This is a genomic window from Sphingomonas sp. 22176, from assembly GCF_052045505.1.
Taxonomy (GTDB): domain Bacteria; phylum Pseudomonadota; class Alphaproteobacteria; order Sphingomonadales; family Sphingomonadaceae; genus Sphingomonas.
This window is the reverse complement of sequence record NZ_JBQEPL010000003.1, coordinates 137,502-152,421: the sequence shown is the minus strand read 5'-3', so window position 1 is coordinate 152,421 and position 14,920 is coordinate 137,502. Positions and strand designations below refer to the sequence as shown.

The window sequence follows — 14,920 nt, the reverse complement described above, 5'->3', positions numbered from 1 at the left end:
GGGGCATACTGCAAAGGCAGATTGTTTCGGTCAAATTTCTCGGAGTAATTTCCGTGTAATTTATCGTTGCAGCGCCCCGCTCTCGTGCAGGAATGCCTCGTGCGCGGGCATGCGGGAGGCCGCGAGCGCCGTCACCTCGGCGATCCGGGCGAGCCGCGCCGCCGCCTCGTCGCGCGGCATGCCGTCAGCGATCGGGTCGTAACCGGCGGGGTCGACCCCCTGCCCGTGCAGCACCGCGAGCCAGCTGGTCTTGGAGAACAGCTCGTCCGCCTCGCGGTAGAGCCGGCCGCTGGCGCGGTAGATGGCGATGCGATCGGCCAGCGTGTCGGGCAATTCCAAGGTGCGCAGGTGCCGCCAATAGTCGGTGTCGTCGCGCGCGGTGGCGTGGAAGTGGAGGATCAGGAAGTCGCGGATGGTCTCGAATTCCGTCGCCATCAGACGGTTGTAGCGGCGGATGTCCGCGGGCGTGCCGCCGCCTATCGGCAGCATCTCCAGCAGCCGCGCGATCCCCGCCTGGACGAGGTGGATGCTGGTCGATTCCAGCGGCTCCAGAAAACCGCTGGCGAGACCCAGGGCCACGCAATTCTTCTCCCAAAAGCGGGCGCGGCGCCCCGCCTGGAAGCGCAGCAGCCGCGGTTCGACGAGCGGCGTCCCTTCCAGGCTGCCGAGCAGCTGCGCCTCGGCCTCGGCATCCGAGCAATAGGAGCTCGCATAGACCAGCCCGTTGCCGACGCGGTGCTGCAGCGGGATCCGCCACTGCCACCCCGCCCCCCGCGCGGTCGAGCGCGTAAACGGCGAACGCCCCTCCGGCCCCAGCGTACAGGGCACCGCGACAGCGCGGTCGTTGGGCAGCCACTGTGCCCAATCCTCGAACGGCACCCCCAGCGTCTCGCCGAGCAGCAGCGAGCGGAAGCCCGAACAGTCGATGTAGAAATCGGCGGCGATGCGGGTACCGTCCTCCAGCACTACGCCAGCGATCGCGCCATCGTCGCCGCGCTCGACGGTGACGATCCGGCCTTCCTGCCGCCGCACGCCCCATTGCTCGGCCTTTTCGCGGAGGAAGCCGGCATAGAGCGCCGCATCGAAATGATAGGCATAGCCGAGATGGGTCAGCGGGTTGTTGCCGCTCGTCACCGGGCGCTGGAAGCGGCCCAGCCGCGCCGCCTCGGCGCAGATCGAATAGGCTTCGAGCGGCGCCGCCTCGCCCGCCAGCCGCGCGCGCTGCCACAGCGCCTCGAACGGGATCGCGCCGAAATCGATGCCGTGGATGCCGAAGGGATGGAAATAGCGCGTACCCTTCGCGCGCCAGTCGACGAACTCGATGCCGAGCTTGGCGGTGCCCTTGGTCGCGCGGAGGAACTCCGCTTCGTCGATGCCGAGCAGCGCGTTGAATGCCTGGATCGGAGGGATCGTCGCCTCGCCCACCCCCACCGTGCCGATCGCCTCGGACTCGACCAGCGTAACGGCGATGGCGCGCGTATCCAGCACCCGGCTGAGCGCGGCCGCCGCCATCCAGCCCGCGGTGCCGCCGCCGATGACCGCGATATGCGAAAGCGGCGTGCTCATAGAACGGTACCGCTACAAACACGCGACGTTGTCGCGCTTTGGGGCATCGAGACAGACACGAGACGCATGCTCCTCAGGAACGATGCCGGCATGAGTATAACATGCCGGCATCGATCGCACGTCGTCAGTAGGTCGCGCGCAGGGAGAAGCCGAAGCGCCGGTCGTTGAGCGTATATTGCAGCGGCTGGCTTGGCGTGCCGATATACGTCACGTTCATACGGTTCAGCAGGTTCACCGCGTCCACAGACACAGCGATATGCTGGTTCAGATTGTAGCTGATCGACCCGTCCAGCGACGCATAAGGCTTCTGATACTGCGCCAGACCGTTAGCGCCACTACCTTGGGTGGTATCCAGATACTTTCCACGCCAACTCCAGGCCACGCGCGCCTGGATCGGCCCCTTCTCGTACAGGCCGACGAGATTGTAGCTGTGCTTGGACAGCTTCTCCAGCGGCACCCGCGTCGGGATGTCGGATCCCGCCGAGGCGAACGGGTTGGTCACGTCGCTGTCGACGAACGTATAGTTGGCCTGGATGCCAAGGCCGCTAAGCGGACCGGGCAGGAAATCGAAGAACTGCTGATAGGCAGCCTCGAAGCCTTTGATCTTGCCGGCACCGGTATTGAGCGTCGTGCCGATCGCATATTCGGTGCCGCCAAAGGTGGCGAAGCGCGTGCCGCTCGCCAGGAAACCGTTCACGTCCTTGTAGAAGGCGCCGACCGTCACAGACCCGGTGGGGGCGAAATACCATTCCAGCGTGGCGTCATAGTTGGTCGAAGTGATCGGGTTCAGATAGGGGTTGCCCGAACTGCCCGTCGGGTAAGCGGCGATGACGTTGCCGCTTGAGTCCTTGACCTGGAAGGTCTTCTGAGTCGCCGGGTTGAGCGTGACGTTGGTCGACATAGTGTCGAAATTGGGCCGCGCGAACGACTTGGAGAAAGCCAGACGCGCCTGCAGCGTGTCGGTCAGGTGCGCCCGGAAATTGAAGCTGGGCAGCGCCTTGGTGTAGCTGCGATTGACGTCGATCGCTGCCGACGAGCCATCGCTGTTGAAGATGGTGCCGGTCGATCCGGTGTTGGTGCGCACCACCCGCACGCCGATCGTGCCGTCGATCCGCAACCCGCCGATGGTCGTGTCGTAATCCGCCATCGCGAAGCCAGCGATCGTCTCTTCCGTCTGGTGGTTGAGATCGGCCGGTGCGAAATAGTTTTTCGGCGTCGTATTGAACAGCGCTTCGGTCTTGGTGAGGCTGTCCCACAGGCTGGTGCCCGGCTCGAAGTTGGGATAGAGAATCCCGCCGTTCAGCGTCCTGCCGTCGAAGAAGTTGGGCGTGGGGCCCTTGAGCGCAAGCTCGGGATGCTGGGAAAGCGGCACGAACGGAATACCGTTGGCGGACGAGCAGCTCGGGTTGGCGCCCGTGGGCAGCAGGCAGAAGGCGTTCCAAGTGCCGCGCAAGTCGATCGTGCTGTTAGAATAGCGCGCGCCGCCGCGCAGCTTTTTCAGGAAGCCGCCATCGACGTCATATTCCAGGTCATATTGCAGCGACTTGTTGTTGGCGTCGTTCCGCTGAAGCGCATCCGCCATGTAGGTGAATGCATAGTTGTTCGGGTCGGAGAGCAGCGCAGGGTTGCGAACGCTCCAAACCGGCTTGGAGCCCCGCAGATCGAAGTCTACGATGCTTTGGTTCTTCGCAGTATACGGCGTCTCGCCCGTCTGATCGTACAGCGAAATCACGAACCCGTTGCGATCGGCATTATAGGTCGACTTGAGATACTGGGCGTCGAACGTCATCCGCAGGCGGTCGGAGACCTTCCACTTCGCGTTGAGCGTGTAGTTGCCTGTCGTGTTGGTCAGGTCCTGGTCGAAGCGCGACGATTCGAACACTTGGTTGGCGAGCGATCCCGACGTCGCATAGCCGGCGCTGTCGAAGGTAAACGCCGCGCCGTTCAGAGGCGTCGTGACCGTATTGCCGTTATTGTTGTAGTAGAAGTATTTGCCCTGCCGGAAGAACTTGTACCGCGAGTAGAGCGCCTGGCCGGTCAGCAGGAGATTGTCCGAGGCCTGCCACTGAACCGCGCCAGCAACACCGAGCCGCTTGCGATCGCCGCCATCGTCATAGATTTGCTCGCCGAACGGTACCTGTGCATTCGCCGGCGCGCCGGGGATGTTGATGCCGGCCGGGATCGGGCCATAAGCGCCGATCAGGATCGCGTCCTGCCGGTAGGAGCTCCGCGCATAGCTGGCATTCACCAGGAAGCCGATCTCGCCGATCCCGGTCTCGAAGCGATTGCTATACAAGCCGGAGAGCGATCCGCCGAACTTGTCGGCGCGATCATAATAATTACCCTTGGCGGTGAGGCTGATCAGCTGGCCAGGCTGGTCGAACGGAAGCCGCGTGCGAATGTTGACCACGCCAGCCACGTCACCCTCGATCGTGCTGGCAGGCGGGTTCTTGAAAACGTCGATGCCGGCGAGCAGTTCCGGCGGCACCGCCTCGAGGTCTAGCGTGCGCCCGCCGGATGCGGAGATGGCGGAGCGGCCGTCGATGAAATTGCTGACTTGGGTAAGGCCGCGAACGGTGATCGCTGGCTGGGTACGATGGTCGAAGTCTGTGGCGCCTTCGCCATAGCGACGCTGGATTTGCACGCCGGTGATGCGCTGCAGTGCCTCGACCGTATTCGCATCCGGAAGCTTGCCGATGTCCTGGGCCTGGACCGAGTCGACGATCTGATCGGAATTGCGCTTCAGCGCCTGTGCGGACCGCAGGCTTGCTCGCACGCCGGTCACGACGATCTCGCCCTCGCCGTCCGCGGGCTGGCCATTAGTTTGCTGCGCAAAGGCAGGCACCGTTGCAGCACCCATCATGAGCGCGATCAACGAAACGCCGACCAACGAAAAACGCGAAGACACCTTCATCCCATCCTCCCAAAGGCACCGGCGAGCCTACTACGTCTTTGCGCATTGCCGCACCAGTTGTCGGACAACATATACGATCATATTTGTAAGACAAGTTGTTTCAGCGGCCGTGATTGGGGCTGGCACGCCACGCGAAAACCCCGCAAAATCGCCTCATCACACGGGGGCAAGCCATTGAGGGAACGACGAAAGCGCCACCCGGCGCACCAATCGATTGCACGCGAGATTGGAGTCGCGATCGCGACCGGCCGCTATCTTCCGGGGGCCGTTCTTCCCGGCGAACTCGATCTCGCCGAATCGCGGGGCGTGTCGCGCAGCGTCGTGCGCGAGGCCTTGCGCATGCTTGCCGCCAAAGGGCTGATCGAAAGCCGGCCCAAGGCCGGCACGCGGGTGCGGGCGCGGGCGGACTGGAACCTGCTCGATCCGGACCTGCTCGCCTGGATGTTTGAAGGCGAGCCGCCGATGGCCTTCGTGGAAAGTTTGTTTCAACTCCGCATGATCGTCGAGCCCGCCGCCGCTGAAATGGCCGCGCGCCTGCGCTCGACGCGGCAGATCGGGCGCCTCGGCCACGCGCTCGAACTGATGGAAGAAGCCGGGCTGTCGAACCCCGAAGGGCAGGCCGCCGACCAGCAGTTCCACAACATCATCCTGGAGGCCACGGCCAATGATCTGCTGATCAGCCTGTCCGGCAGCATCGGTGCGGCGGTGCGTGCGACGACGCTGTTCAAGCACCGCAAGGCCAAGCAGCTGCGCGATTCGATCCCGCTGCACCGAGACCTGTTCGCGGCCATCACCAACGGCGATCCGGCAGCCGCGCGCGCCGCCACGATCACGCTGATTCTCCAGGCGCAGGAAGACACGGAATCGTCGCTCAAGGCGTGAGCGCCCAGCGTTGACCTCATCTTCGCCCCATTATAGTCAGACAAAACAACAGGGAGACGCCGATGCCTGACACGATCGCACGCAAGGGGGAGGTCGGCCGGCGCGGCGTGCTGAAGGGGGCCGTGCTCGTCGGCGGCCTCGCGGCGGCCCCGCGCGCGACCGCCGCGGCGAAGGCGCCGCTGCTCGCCCCCACCCCCCCGATGGGCTGGAACAGCTGGAACAGCTTCGCCACGACGATCACCGAGGCCCAGGCGCTGGAGACCGCGACGATCCAGGCGCGCGAGCTGCTGCCCTTCGGCTATGACGTCTTCACCATCGACATCCAGTGGTACGAGCCGGATGCGAGCAGCTATACCTACAACGCCAAGCCCGCGCCGACGCTGGACGGGTATGGCCGGCTGCTCCCCGCCCCCAACCGCTTTCCTTCGGCCGCGAACGGCAAGGGCTTCTCGGCCATCGCCGCGAAGGTCCATGCCCTCGGCATGAAGTTCGGCGTCCATCTGATGCGCGGCATTCCCCGGCTGGCGGTGGAGCGCAACTTGGCCGTACTCGGCACCAACGGCGTCCGCGCGGCCGACATCGCCGACACCGCGAGCATCTGCCCGTGGAACCCGGACATGTACGGCGTCGACATGCGCAAGCCCGGCGCCCAGGCCTATTATGACAGTGTCTTCGCGCTGCTCGCTTCCTGGGGCGTCGACTTCGTCAAGATGGACGACATGAGCCGCCCCTATGACGCGCATGCCCCGGAAATCGAGGCCGCGGCAAAGGCGATCAAGGCAAGCGGCCGCCCGATCCTGCTGAGCCTGTCACCGGGCGAGACCCCGGTGCCGCGCGCGGACCATGTCGCCCGGCACGCGCAGATGTGGCGCATCTCGGACGACTTTTGGGACGACTGGAAGATGCTTGAGGCGCAGTTCACCCGGCTGGAGAATTGGAGCCCGCACACCCGGCCCGGTGCCTGGCCCGATGCCGACATGCTGCCGCTCGGCCGCCTCGCGCTCGGCCAGCGCGACACCAAGTTCACGCCGGACGAGCAGCGCACGCTGATGACGCTCTGGTCGATCGCCCGCTCGCCGCTGATCATGGGCGGCGACCTGCGCCATCTCGACGCGCCCACCCGGGCGCTGCTCACCAATCGCGAGGTGATCGCGGTGAACCAGGCGAGCAGCGACAATCGCCCTTGGTTCGTCGCCGACGATCGCCGCGTCTGGACCGCCCGCGCGGCCAAGGGCGGCCATTATGTCGCGCTGTTCAACACCGGCGACAAACCCGGCGAGGCGGCGTTCGACCTGCGGCTGCTCGGCCTGTCGGGCAGAGCGCAGATCCGCAACCTGTGGGAGGGCAAGGACGAAGGCCCCGGCCCGCTCCGCCTCGCCCGCACGCTGCCGCCCCATGGTGCCGCCCTCTACCGAGTACGCCCCGCATGATCCGCACGCTTGCCTTGTCGCTGCTGCTCGCAGCCTCCCCTGCCGCGCTCGCCCAGACCAGCCCCCCGCCCCCCGCAGCCGAGCCGGCGGTGACGCTGACGCTGCGGCCCGATCTCCAGCGGCCCGGCCAGCCCTTCGAAGGCTGGGGCACCGCGCTCGCCTGGTTCGCACATGTGACCGGCGGCTATCCCGACCCGGTGCGCGAGAAGCTCGCCGACCTGTTCTATGGGCCCGGTGGGCTCGGCTGGACAATCGCCCGCTACAATATCGGCGGAGGCGATGCGCCCGAGACCAAACCCTATCTCCGCCTCGGCGCCGACGTGCCAGGCTTCTGGCGCCGGCCGACCGGCGCCACCGGCAGCGACTGGTGGAACCCGGCCGATCCGGCGATGTGGGACTGGTCGGCCGATGCCAACCAGCGCTGGTGGCTGGATGCGATCAAGCGCCGGGTGAAGACGCCGATTTTCGAGGCCTTCTCCAACTCGCCGCCCTGGTTCATGACCGTCAGCGGCAAGGTGTCGGGCGCCGAGAAGGGCACCGACGATAATCTCCGGCCAGGCCAGGAGGCGCGCTTCGCCGAATATCTGGCGATCGTGGTGGACAAGCTGCAACAGGCCCACGGCATCACTTTCCGCACGCTGTCGCCGGTCAACGAGCCGAATACCGACTACTGGTTCGCCAAGAACACCCAGGAAGGTGCGCATTGGAGCCCCGCGCGCCAGGCGCTGATGATCGACGCGTCCGACCGCGCGCTCAAGGCGCATGGCCTTAAGACGGTGATCGCCGCGCCCGACGAGACCAACTCACACCTTTTCGTGCGCGACTGGGAAGGCTATCCGGCGGCGACACGCGCGCGGATCGGCCAGCTCAACGTCCATAGCTATGGCACCGTCCACCAGACCGCGGTGCGCGACATCGCCCGCGCGCATGGCATCCGCCTGTGGATGAGCGAGAACGATACTCCGCTCGACAAGGACCCCGAGAGCTTCGACGGCATGGCGAGCCCACTCGCCTTTGCCGAGCATGTCGTCCACGATCTCAAGCGGCTGGAGCCGGTCGCCTGGGTGTTCTGGCAGGCGGTGGAGCGCCAGAGCAGCGACAAGGGTGATGGCACCGCCGGCGGCAGCAACTGGGGCATCGTCAAGATGGCCTACACGCCTGCGAGCGCCCCCCAGCATCCGATCCACGTGACGCGCAAATATTGGGCGATGGCGCAGTTCAGCCGCTACATTCGGCCGGGCTATCGCCTGGTGCCGGTGGACGATGCAGACACGGTCGGCGCGGTGTCGCCGGACGGCACGCAGCTGGTGCTGGTGCACGTCAATGGCGGCGTGGTGCCGCGGCGGCTGACGATCGGCGTGCCCGGGGCAAAGGTGGTGGAGCGGGTCGTTACCGATGCTACGCGCAACGCGGCGTCGGTATCGGTGGAAGCGCTGGCGGAGCCCAAGGCGGTCACCACGCTGATCGTCGCGCTGCGCTGAAGCGAAAGATCCTCCCCCGGAGGGGGAGGGGGACCGCCGCCGAAGGCGGTGGTGGAGGGGTGTCCCGGCTGGGCAGGCATCCGACACACCAGCGTCTACACCCCTCCGTCGCGCTACGCGCGCCACCTCCCCTTCCAGGGGAGGATCAGGGGGACATAGAAAAAGGGCCGGAACTTTCGTTCCGGCCCCCTCTCAAATCACTCGGCGTCGGCCTTCTTCTTGGCCGCTGCCTTTTTCGGCTTCGGCGCGGCGTCTTCGGCCTCGCCTTCGGCCTTGGCAGCCTTCTTGGCCTTCTTCACCGGCTCGGCATCGCCCTCGGCGGCCAGCTCGGCGTCGTCGGCCTTGGCCTTCTTGGCAGCCGGCTTCTTGGCGGGCTTTTCTTCACCGGCCTCGTCCGAAGCGTCGGCCTTCTTGGCGGCCTTCTTCTTCGGCTTGTGGTTGTCGTGATCGTGGACGTGGGTGCCCGACGAGAAGCCGTCTTCGCTCTCGATCGCGGCTTCCAGCTCTTCCTTGGTCACTTCGCGGTCGCTGATCTCGGCCTTGTCGAACAGGAAGTCGACGACCTTGTCTTCGAACAGCGGCGCGCGCAGCTGGGCAGCCGCCATCGGCTCCTGCTGGACATACTGGATGAAGCGCTGGCGATCCTGCGGGCCGTACTGCTGCGCGGCCTGCGCGATCAGGCGGTTCATTTCCTGCGCGGTCACTTCCACGCCGTTGGCAGTGCCGATCTCGCTGAGCAGCAGACCCAGGCGCACGCGGCGCTCGGCGATCGCGCGATATTCGTCGCGCTCGCTCTCGAGCTCCGCCAGCGCTGCGGCCGGATCTTCCTCATGCTCGGTCTCGTGGACGAGCTGGTGCCAGATCTGGTCGAACTCGGCTTCCACCATCGACGGCGGCACCGGGAAGTCGTGGCCGGCGGCGAGCTGGTCGAGCAGCTTGCGCTTCATGTGGGTGCGGGTCAGGCCGTTGAGCTGCTGCTCGATCTGGCCCTTCAGCAGGCCGGTCAGCTGCTCCAGATCCTGGAGGCCGAACGCCTTCGCCATGTCGTCGTCGATCTTGGTCTCACCGGCGGTCTGCACCGCGGTGATCTTGACGTCGAACGTCGCGGCCTTGCCGGCCAGATCCTTGGCGCCGTAATCGTCCGGGAAGGTGACGTTGAGCTGCTTCTCGTCGCCGACCTTCACGCCTTCGAGTTGCTCCTCGAAGCCCGGGATCAGGCGGCCGGAGCCGAGCTCGACGGCCATGCCCTCGCCGGTGCCGCCCTCGAAGGCGACGCCGTCGACCTTGCCGGCGAAGTCCATGACGACCTGGTCACCCGTGGTCGCGGCATGGCCCGTAGCCGCATCGTCCCAGCGCTTCTGCTGGTCGGCGAGCTGCTTCAGCTGCTCCTGCACTTCCGAATCCTGCACCGGCACCGTCAGGCGCTCCAGCTTCAGGCCTTCGATCGACGGGGTCGGAACGTCCGGGAGCACTTCCAGCTCGACCTTCACTTCCGCGTCGCCGCCAACGGCATATTCGCCCTCGAGGCTCACCGACGGCTGCATCGCCGGGCGCAGCTTGTGATCGGCGATCAGCTTCTGGATGCCTTCCTGGATCGAGCTGTTGAGCGCGTCCTGGGTCAGCGCCTCGCCGTGCATCTTGCGGACCAGGTTGATCGGCACCTTGCCGGGACGGAAACCGGGCATGCGAATCTGCGGAGCGACCCGCTTGACCTCGGCATCGACCTTCGAGTCGATGTCCGCGGCGGTGATCTTCAGCGTGAAGGCGCGCTTCAGGCCCTCGTTCAACGTCTCGACAGTCTGCATTCTCACGCTTTCTAAAAGAATTCGGAATTGCGGTGTACCACACATCAGCCGCGAGGACTGGTGCGGGCGAAGGGAGTCGAACCCCCACATCTTTCGATACTGGAACCTAAATCCAGCGCGTCTACCAGTTCCGCCACGCCCGCAGGGGACACCGCCGGTCGGCGGGCTCTATAGCAGTCATGGGGTTCGGGGCAAGTACGAAGCAACAATTGGGCGCCGCAAGGCGTTGGGGCTGAAACGAACAGGAGACGCCCCATGCCGGTAGAGCCCCCCATCCAGCCTACCACGCCGCCGCCCGAAGCGCCCGCGCCCGATCCCGGCCAGCCCGGCGGCCCGCCGCCGGAGATCAATCCGCCCGGTCCCGATATCGACGTGCCCGCGCCTGACACCACGCCGAGCATCGATCCCGGCATCACCCCCGGCCAGCCCGTTGCCTGAACCAGGAGAACTTTCCATGCCGAACATCACCAACGACGATCGCGAGGATCCGCGCTCCGACATCCAGCAGGCTGTGGAAGCCCGCTCCGATGCCGCCGATGCGGCCGCCAAGGAAGGCACGCCGCTCCCCAAAGCGGTGCCGCTGGGCGCGGGTGGCGAAAACGGCGCCGATGGGGTCGTGAAGAACCAGGATCTCAACCAGCAATAACCCCCTCCCCCACACCTGCGATGACAGCGGCCCGACCTCCGCACGGTAGCGTCGCTGTCACCTTGTTGGAGATAAACGTAGCGATGATCGAACGCCACCTGCTCAAGCTCCGACTCCGCGATACGATCGACGCGGCCGAAGCGGCTGCACTGCAGGGGACGATTGTCGACACAGTCACCCATCCGGCCGGCCGCACCATCGTGCGCGCGGGCGAGGAGCTGAACTATTCCACCCTGCTGCTCGACGGCCTGATCGGCCGGTACAAGGACCTGAAGAACGGTCAGCGGCAGATCACCCATGTCCATGTCGCCGGCGATTTCGCCGATCTGCACGGCTTCACGCTCAAGCGACTCGACCATTCGCTGCTCGCGCTGACGCCCTGCACGATCGCGCGGGCCTCGCACACGCGGCTCCGCGAGATCACCGAGACGTTGCCGCATCTCACCAGGATCATGTGGTTCTCGACCAATGTCGATGCGGCGATCCATCGGGAGTGGGAAGTGTCACTCGGCCGGCGATCGGCGATCCAGCGCGCCGCGCACTTCTTCTGCGAACTGCACGTGCGGCTCGGCGCCGTGGGGCTTGCCGAGGAGGACGGCTATCGGCTCGCGATTAGCCAGGCGGAACTGGCCGAATGCCTGGGCCTCACGCCGGTGCATGTGAACCGCGTGCTGCGCGAGTTGCGCGAACGCACGCTGATGGAGTTCCGCAACGGCCGCGTCGCCTTCCAGGACCTGCCCGGCCTCAAAAGGCTCGCCGAATTCGATCCCGGGTATCTCTACCTGGACCGTCACCCGCTCTGAGGCGGATCAACCAGCGATGCGGCGGGCCGAGACGATCTTCACCGGTACCTCCGGCACCTCGCCCTTGAAGCTGCCGCTCAGCGTCTTGGTCGGTGAGGTCGGCGCATCGAGGATCTTGAGCAACACGTCCTTGCCCTCGATCACCCGGCCGAACGCCGCATAGCCGAGATTGTCGCCGGGCTTGCTCGGGTCGGCATCGAAGGAGGGCTGGTCGCCGACCATGATGGTGAACTCGCCGCGGGCGGTGCCCGGCGCCAGCCGTGGCAGCGAGAGCGTGCCGTCGAGATGCTTGATGCCCGTCTCGGTGGTCGGCTCGTGCTTGATCGGCGGAAACATCTTGGCCGGCGCGTTCTGGATGCCGAACTGGACGAAGCCGAACTTCTCCGCCGGTCTGACCGTGCGGTAGAACACCACCCCATCGAGCCGCTTGGCATCGACATAGCGCAGGAAGTTGCGCGCGGAGATCGGCGCCTTGTCGAGATAGACCTCGACGACCATCGGCCCGGCGCTGGTCTCGATCGCGACCTTGGGATTGGCGGGCGGGGATGCCGGCACCGGCGCGGTCTGCGCCGAAGCGGCCAGCGGCACCAAGCACAGCGCCAGGACGACCAGTCTACGCAACATCCCCGCGCCTCCCTTAGCTCAGCGCCTTCTTCAGCAGCTCGTTGACCACCGCCGGATTGGCCTTGCCGGCCATCGCCTTCATCGTCTGGCCCACGAAGAAGCCGAACAGGGCTTCCTTGCCACCGCGGTACTGCTCCAGCTGGTTCGGGTTCTTGGCCAGAATATCGGCGATCACCGCTTCGATCGCGCCGGTGTCGCTGGTCTGCTTCATGCCGCGCTCTTCGACGATCTTGCCGGGGGCTTCGCCGGTTTCGAGCATGATCTCGAACACCTGCTTGCCCAGCGTGTTGGAGATCGTCCCGTCAGCGATCAGCGAGAGCAGTTCGGCACCCGCCTCGGGGCTGACCGGGCTTTCCTCGATGCCCTTGCCGAGGCGGTTGAGCGCCCCGTAGAGGTCCGAGAGCAGCCAGTTGGCCGCGGAACGCGCGACTTCCTGTTCGCCCTTCTTCTGGATCCGCGCGCTCTCGGCGAGCAGGGCCTCGAACCAGCGCGCCGTCTCCGCCTCGGCGGTCAGCACCGCGGCGTTGTAGGGGGTCAGGCCCAGCGATTCCTCATAGCGACGACGCTTGGCGTCGGGCAGCTCGGGCAGGCTCTGGCGGCAATCCTCGAGGAAGCTGTCGTCGAGTTCGAGCGGCAGCAGGTCGGGATCGGGGAAGTAGCGATAGTCATGCGCGTCTTCCTTCGAGCGCATCGAGCGGGTCTCGGCGCGATCCGGATCAAACAGCCGGGTTTCCTGGACGATACGGCCGCCGCTCTCCAGCACCTCGACCTGGCGGCGCGCCTCGACTTCGATCGCCTGCATCACGAAGCGGACCGAGTTGACGTTCTTGGTCTCCGTCCGCGTGCCGAACGGCTCGCCGGGCTTGCGGACCGAGACATTGACGTCGGCGCGCATCGAGCCCTGGTCCATGTTGCCGTCGCAGCTGCCGACATAGCGCAGGATCGCGCGCAGCTTCGACAGATACGCCCCCGCCTCGGCCGGCGAACGCATGTCCGGCTTCGACACGATCTCCATCAGCGCCACGCCGGCGCGGTTGAGATCGACATAGGAGCGGTTCGGATGCTGGTCGTGGATCAGCTTGCCGGCGTCCTGCTCGACATGGATGCGCTCGACGCCGATCGACTTCACCTCGGCCTCGGGATCCTTGTCGTCGAGGCTGATCGTGACTTCACCCTCGCCCACCAGCGGGTGGAAGAGCTGGCTGATCTGATAGCCCTGCGGCAGATCGGCATAGAAATAATTCTTCCGGTCGAAGCGCGACCATTTGTTGATCACCGCGCCGATCGCCATGCCGGTGCGCACCGCCTGGCGGATGCACTCGCGGTTGAGCGTGGGCAGCATGCCGGGCATCGCCGCGTCGATCAGGCTCACCTGGCTGTTCGGGTCCGCCCCGAACGCCGTCGCCGCGCCCGAGAACAGCTTGGCGTTCGACGTCACCTGCGCATGGACTTCGAGGCCGATCACGACCTCCCATTCGCCGGTCTCGCCCTGGATTCGGTAGCTCGATGCAGTCTTGGTCGCCATGTGCTCTTCACAAGGTAATGGGATATGCGTGCCTTCGCCTATCGCGCGTCGCGGCGTTCAGGTCCAGCGGGCAATTGGCCGACAGGAACGGCGCGGCCCGGCGCAATTGTGCATCGCAGCGAAAATTGCAGCCCGAGAGAGTCCCGCAACGCGACGAACTGCCCTCAAAGCCGAGTTGTTCGGCGTTGCACAAGGCGAAATGATCCACTACCCAACCGCCGCGCTGCCGAATTTAGGCAAGCGAGTACAAGGGGTAGCTTCATGTCACCGAACGCCATCACTGGTGCCGGACGCTTTTCCGGCCTGAAGATCGCCGTGTTGCTTCCCTGTTACAATGAAGAAGTGGCGATCGGCCGCACGGTGGCCGCGTTCAAGAACGCGCTGCCGGAAGCTACCGTCTACGTCTACGACAATAACAGCCGCGATCGGACCTGCGAAGTGGCCGCCGAGGCCGGCGCCGTCGTCCGCTGCGAGCGCATGCAGGGCAAGGGCAATGTCGTCCGTCGTATGTTCGCCGATGTCGAGGCCGACATCTACGTCCTTTCCGACGGCGACCTGACCTATGATGCCGACGCCGCTCCCGAGCTGGTCGACCGCCTGATCGACGAGCAGCTGGACATGGTTGTCGGCGCGCGCAAATCCGAGATCGAGCTGGCCTATCGCCGCGGCCACCGCTTCGGCAATGCGATGCTGACCGGCATGCTCGCCCAGCTGTTCGGGCGCAGCTTCACCGATATCCTGTCGGGCTACCGCGTCTTTTCGCGCCGCTTCGTCAAGAGCTTCCCGGTGCTGTCCGCCGGCTTCGAGATCGAGACCGAGATCAGCATCCACGCCCTCGAACTGCGCATGCCGGTGTCCGAGATCGTCACCAATTATGCCGCGCGTCCGGAAGGCTCGACCTCGAAGCTTTCCACCTATCGCGACGGCTGGCGGATCCTGCGGACGATCGTGAACCTGTTCCGGATCGAGCGGCCGGTGCTGTTCTTCGGCCTCCTCGGCGGCATCGCGCTGCTGCTCGCGATCATCCTGGCGATCCCGCTGGCGATTACCTACGCGCACACCGGCCTGGTGCCGCGCTTCCCAACGGCGGTGCTCGTCACCGGCCTGTCGATCATCGGCGTGCTGAACATCTTCACCGGCCTGATCCTCGACACGGTGGTACGCGGCCGGCGCGAGATCCGGCGGCTGGCCTATCTGGGCGTTCCGGCGCCGCGCGCCTGAACGGCGGCTTCGGCTGCTCTGAA

Annotated in this window: 12 protein-coding genes and 1 tRNA gene; 7 read left to right on the top strand and 6 right to left on the bottom strand. The window is 65.8% G+C overall.

Annotation, left to right across the window (positions count from 1 at the left end):
* Positions 1–60 precede the first annotated feature (60 nt).
* Together ACTJKY_RS12685 and ACTJKY_RS12680 are read right to left on the bottom strand one after the other, a co-directional pair.
* Positions 61–1,566 (bottom strand): tryptophan halogenase family protein, encoded by a 1,506-nt coding sequence (locus tag ACTJKY_RS12685; RefSeq protein WP_440846516.1) that lies wholly within the window; start codon positions 1,564–1,566, stop codon positions 61–63.
* Positions 1,567–1,690: 124 nt separating this feature from the next.
* Complete coding sequence (locus tag ACTJKY_RS12680; RefSeq protein WP_440846515.1) at positions 1,691–4,426, bottom strand: TonB-dependent receptor; 2,736 nt, start codon at positions 4,424–4,426, stop codon at positions 1,691–1,693.
* 228 nt (positions 4,427–4,654) lie between these two features.
* Between ACTJKY_RS12680 and ACTJKY_RS12675 the strand changes: the two genes are divergently transcribed.
* The 3 genes from ACTJKY_RS12675 (at position 4,655) to ACTJKY_RS12665 (ending at position 8,273) form a co-directional block, all read left to right on the top strand.
* On the top strand, positions 4,655–5,362 hold the full coding sequence (locus ACTJKY_RS12675; protein ID WP_440846514.1) for a FadR/GntR family transcriptional regulator: 708 nt from the start codon (positions 4,655–4,657) through the stop codon (positions 5,360–5,362).
* Between the two features lie 62 nt (positions 5,363–5,424).
* A complete protein-coding gene (locus ACTJKY_RS12670; RefSeq protein ID WP_440846513.1) occupies positions 5,425–6,792 on the top strand; it encodes a glycoside hydrolase family 27 protein in 1,368 nt (455 codons plus the stop codon).
* Complete coding sequence (locus ACTJKY_RS12665; protein ID WP_440846512.1) at positions 6,789–8,273, top strand: glycoside hydrolase; 1,485 nt, start codon at positions 6,789–6,791, stop codon at positions 8,271–8,273. The genes ACTJKY_RS12670 and ACTJKY_RS12665 overlap by 4 nt, the downstream gene beginning before the upstream one ends.
* 197 nt (positions 8,274–8,470) lie before the next feature.
* Here the strand turns inward: ACTJKY_RS12665 and tig are convergent, their stop codons facing one another.
* The gene (gene tig / locus ACTJKY_RS12660; protein WP_440846511.1) at positions 8,471–10,078 is read right to left on the bottom strand and encodes a trigger factor; all 1,608 of its coding nucleotides are present in this window, start codon (positions 10,076–10,078) and stop codon (positions 8,471–8,473) included.
* 58 nt (positions 10,079–10,136) lie between these two features.
* Positions 10,137–10,221 (bottom strand) — tRNA-Leu (locus ACTJKY_RS12655).
* A gap of 112 nt (positions 10,222–10,333) precedes the next feature.
* Here ACTJKY_RS12655 and ACTJKY_RS12650 point away from each other — a divergent pair.
* The 3 genes from ACTJKY_RS12650 (at position 10,334) to ACTJKY_RS12640 (ending at position 11,527) form a co-directional block, all read left to right on the top strand.
* A complete protein-coding gene (locus tag ACTJKY_RS12650) occupies positions 10,334–10,516 on the top strand; it encodes a hypothetical protein (protein ID WP_440846510.1) in 183 nt (60 codons plus the stop codon).
* 16 nt (positions 10,517–10,532) lie between these two features.
* Positions 10,533–10,724 carry a hypothetical protein gene (locus ACTJKY_RS12645; RefSeq protein WP_440846509.1) on the top strand — a complete coding sequence of 64 codons (192 nt, stop codon included), beginning with the start codon at positions 10,533–10,535 and terminating at the stop codon, positions 10,722–10,724.
* An 83-nt stretch (positions 10,725–10,807) separates the two neighbouring features.
* Entirely contained in the window at positions 10,808–11,527 is a 720-nt protein-coding gene (locus ACTJKY_RS12640) for a Crp/Fnr family transcriptional regulator (protein WP_440846508.1), read from the top strand.
* A gap of 6 nt (positions 11,528–11,533) precedes the next feature.
* Here ACTJKY_RS12640 and ACTJKY_RS12635 read toward each other — a convergent pair whose 3' ends face one another.
* Positions 11,534–12,151: a peptidylprolyl isomerase gene (locus ACTJKY_RS12635; protein ID WP_440846507.1), complete on the bottom strand. Its 618-nt coding sequence runs from the start codon at positions 12,149–12,151 to the stop codon at positions 11,534–11,536.
* A 13-nt stretch (positions 12,152–12,164) separates the two neighbouring features.
* A complete protein-coding gene (gene gatB / locus ACTJKY_RS12630; protein WP_440846506.1) occupies positions 12,165–13,676 on the bottom strand; it encodes an Asp-tRNA(Asn)/Glu-tRNA(Gln) amidotransferase subunit GatB in 1,512 nt (503 codons plus the stop codon).
* A gap of 261 nt (positions 13,677–13,937) precedes the next feature.
* Here gatB and ACTJKY_RS12625 point away from each other — a divergent pair, with 261 nt between their 5' ends.
* Positions 13,938–14,897, top strand: coding sequence for a glycosyltransferase family 2 protein (locus ACTJKY_RS12625; RefSeq protein WP_440846505.1), 960 nt, complete (start codon positions 13,938–13,940; stop codon positions 14,895–14,897).
* Positions 14,898–14,920: the final 23 nt, after the last annotated feature.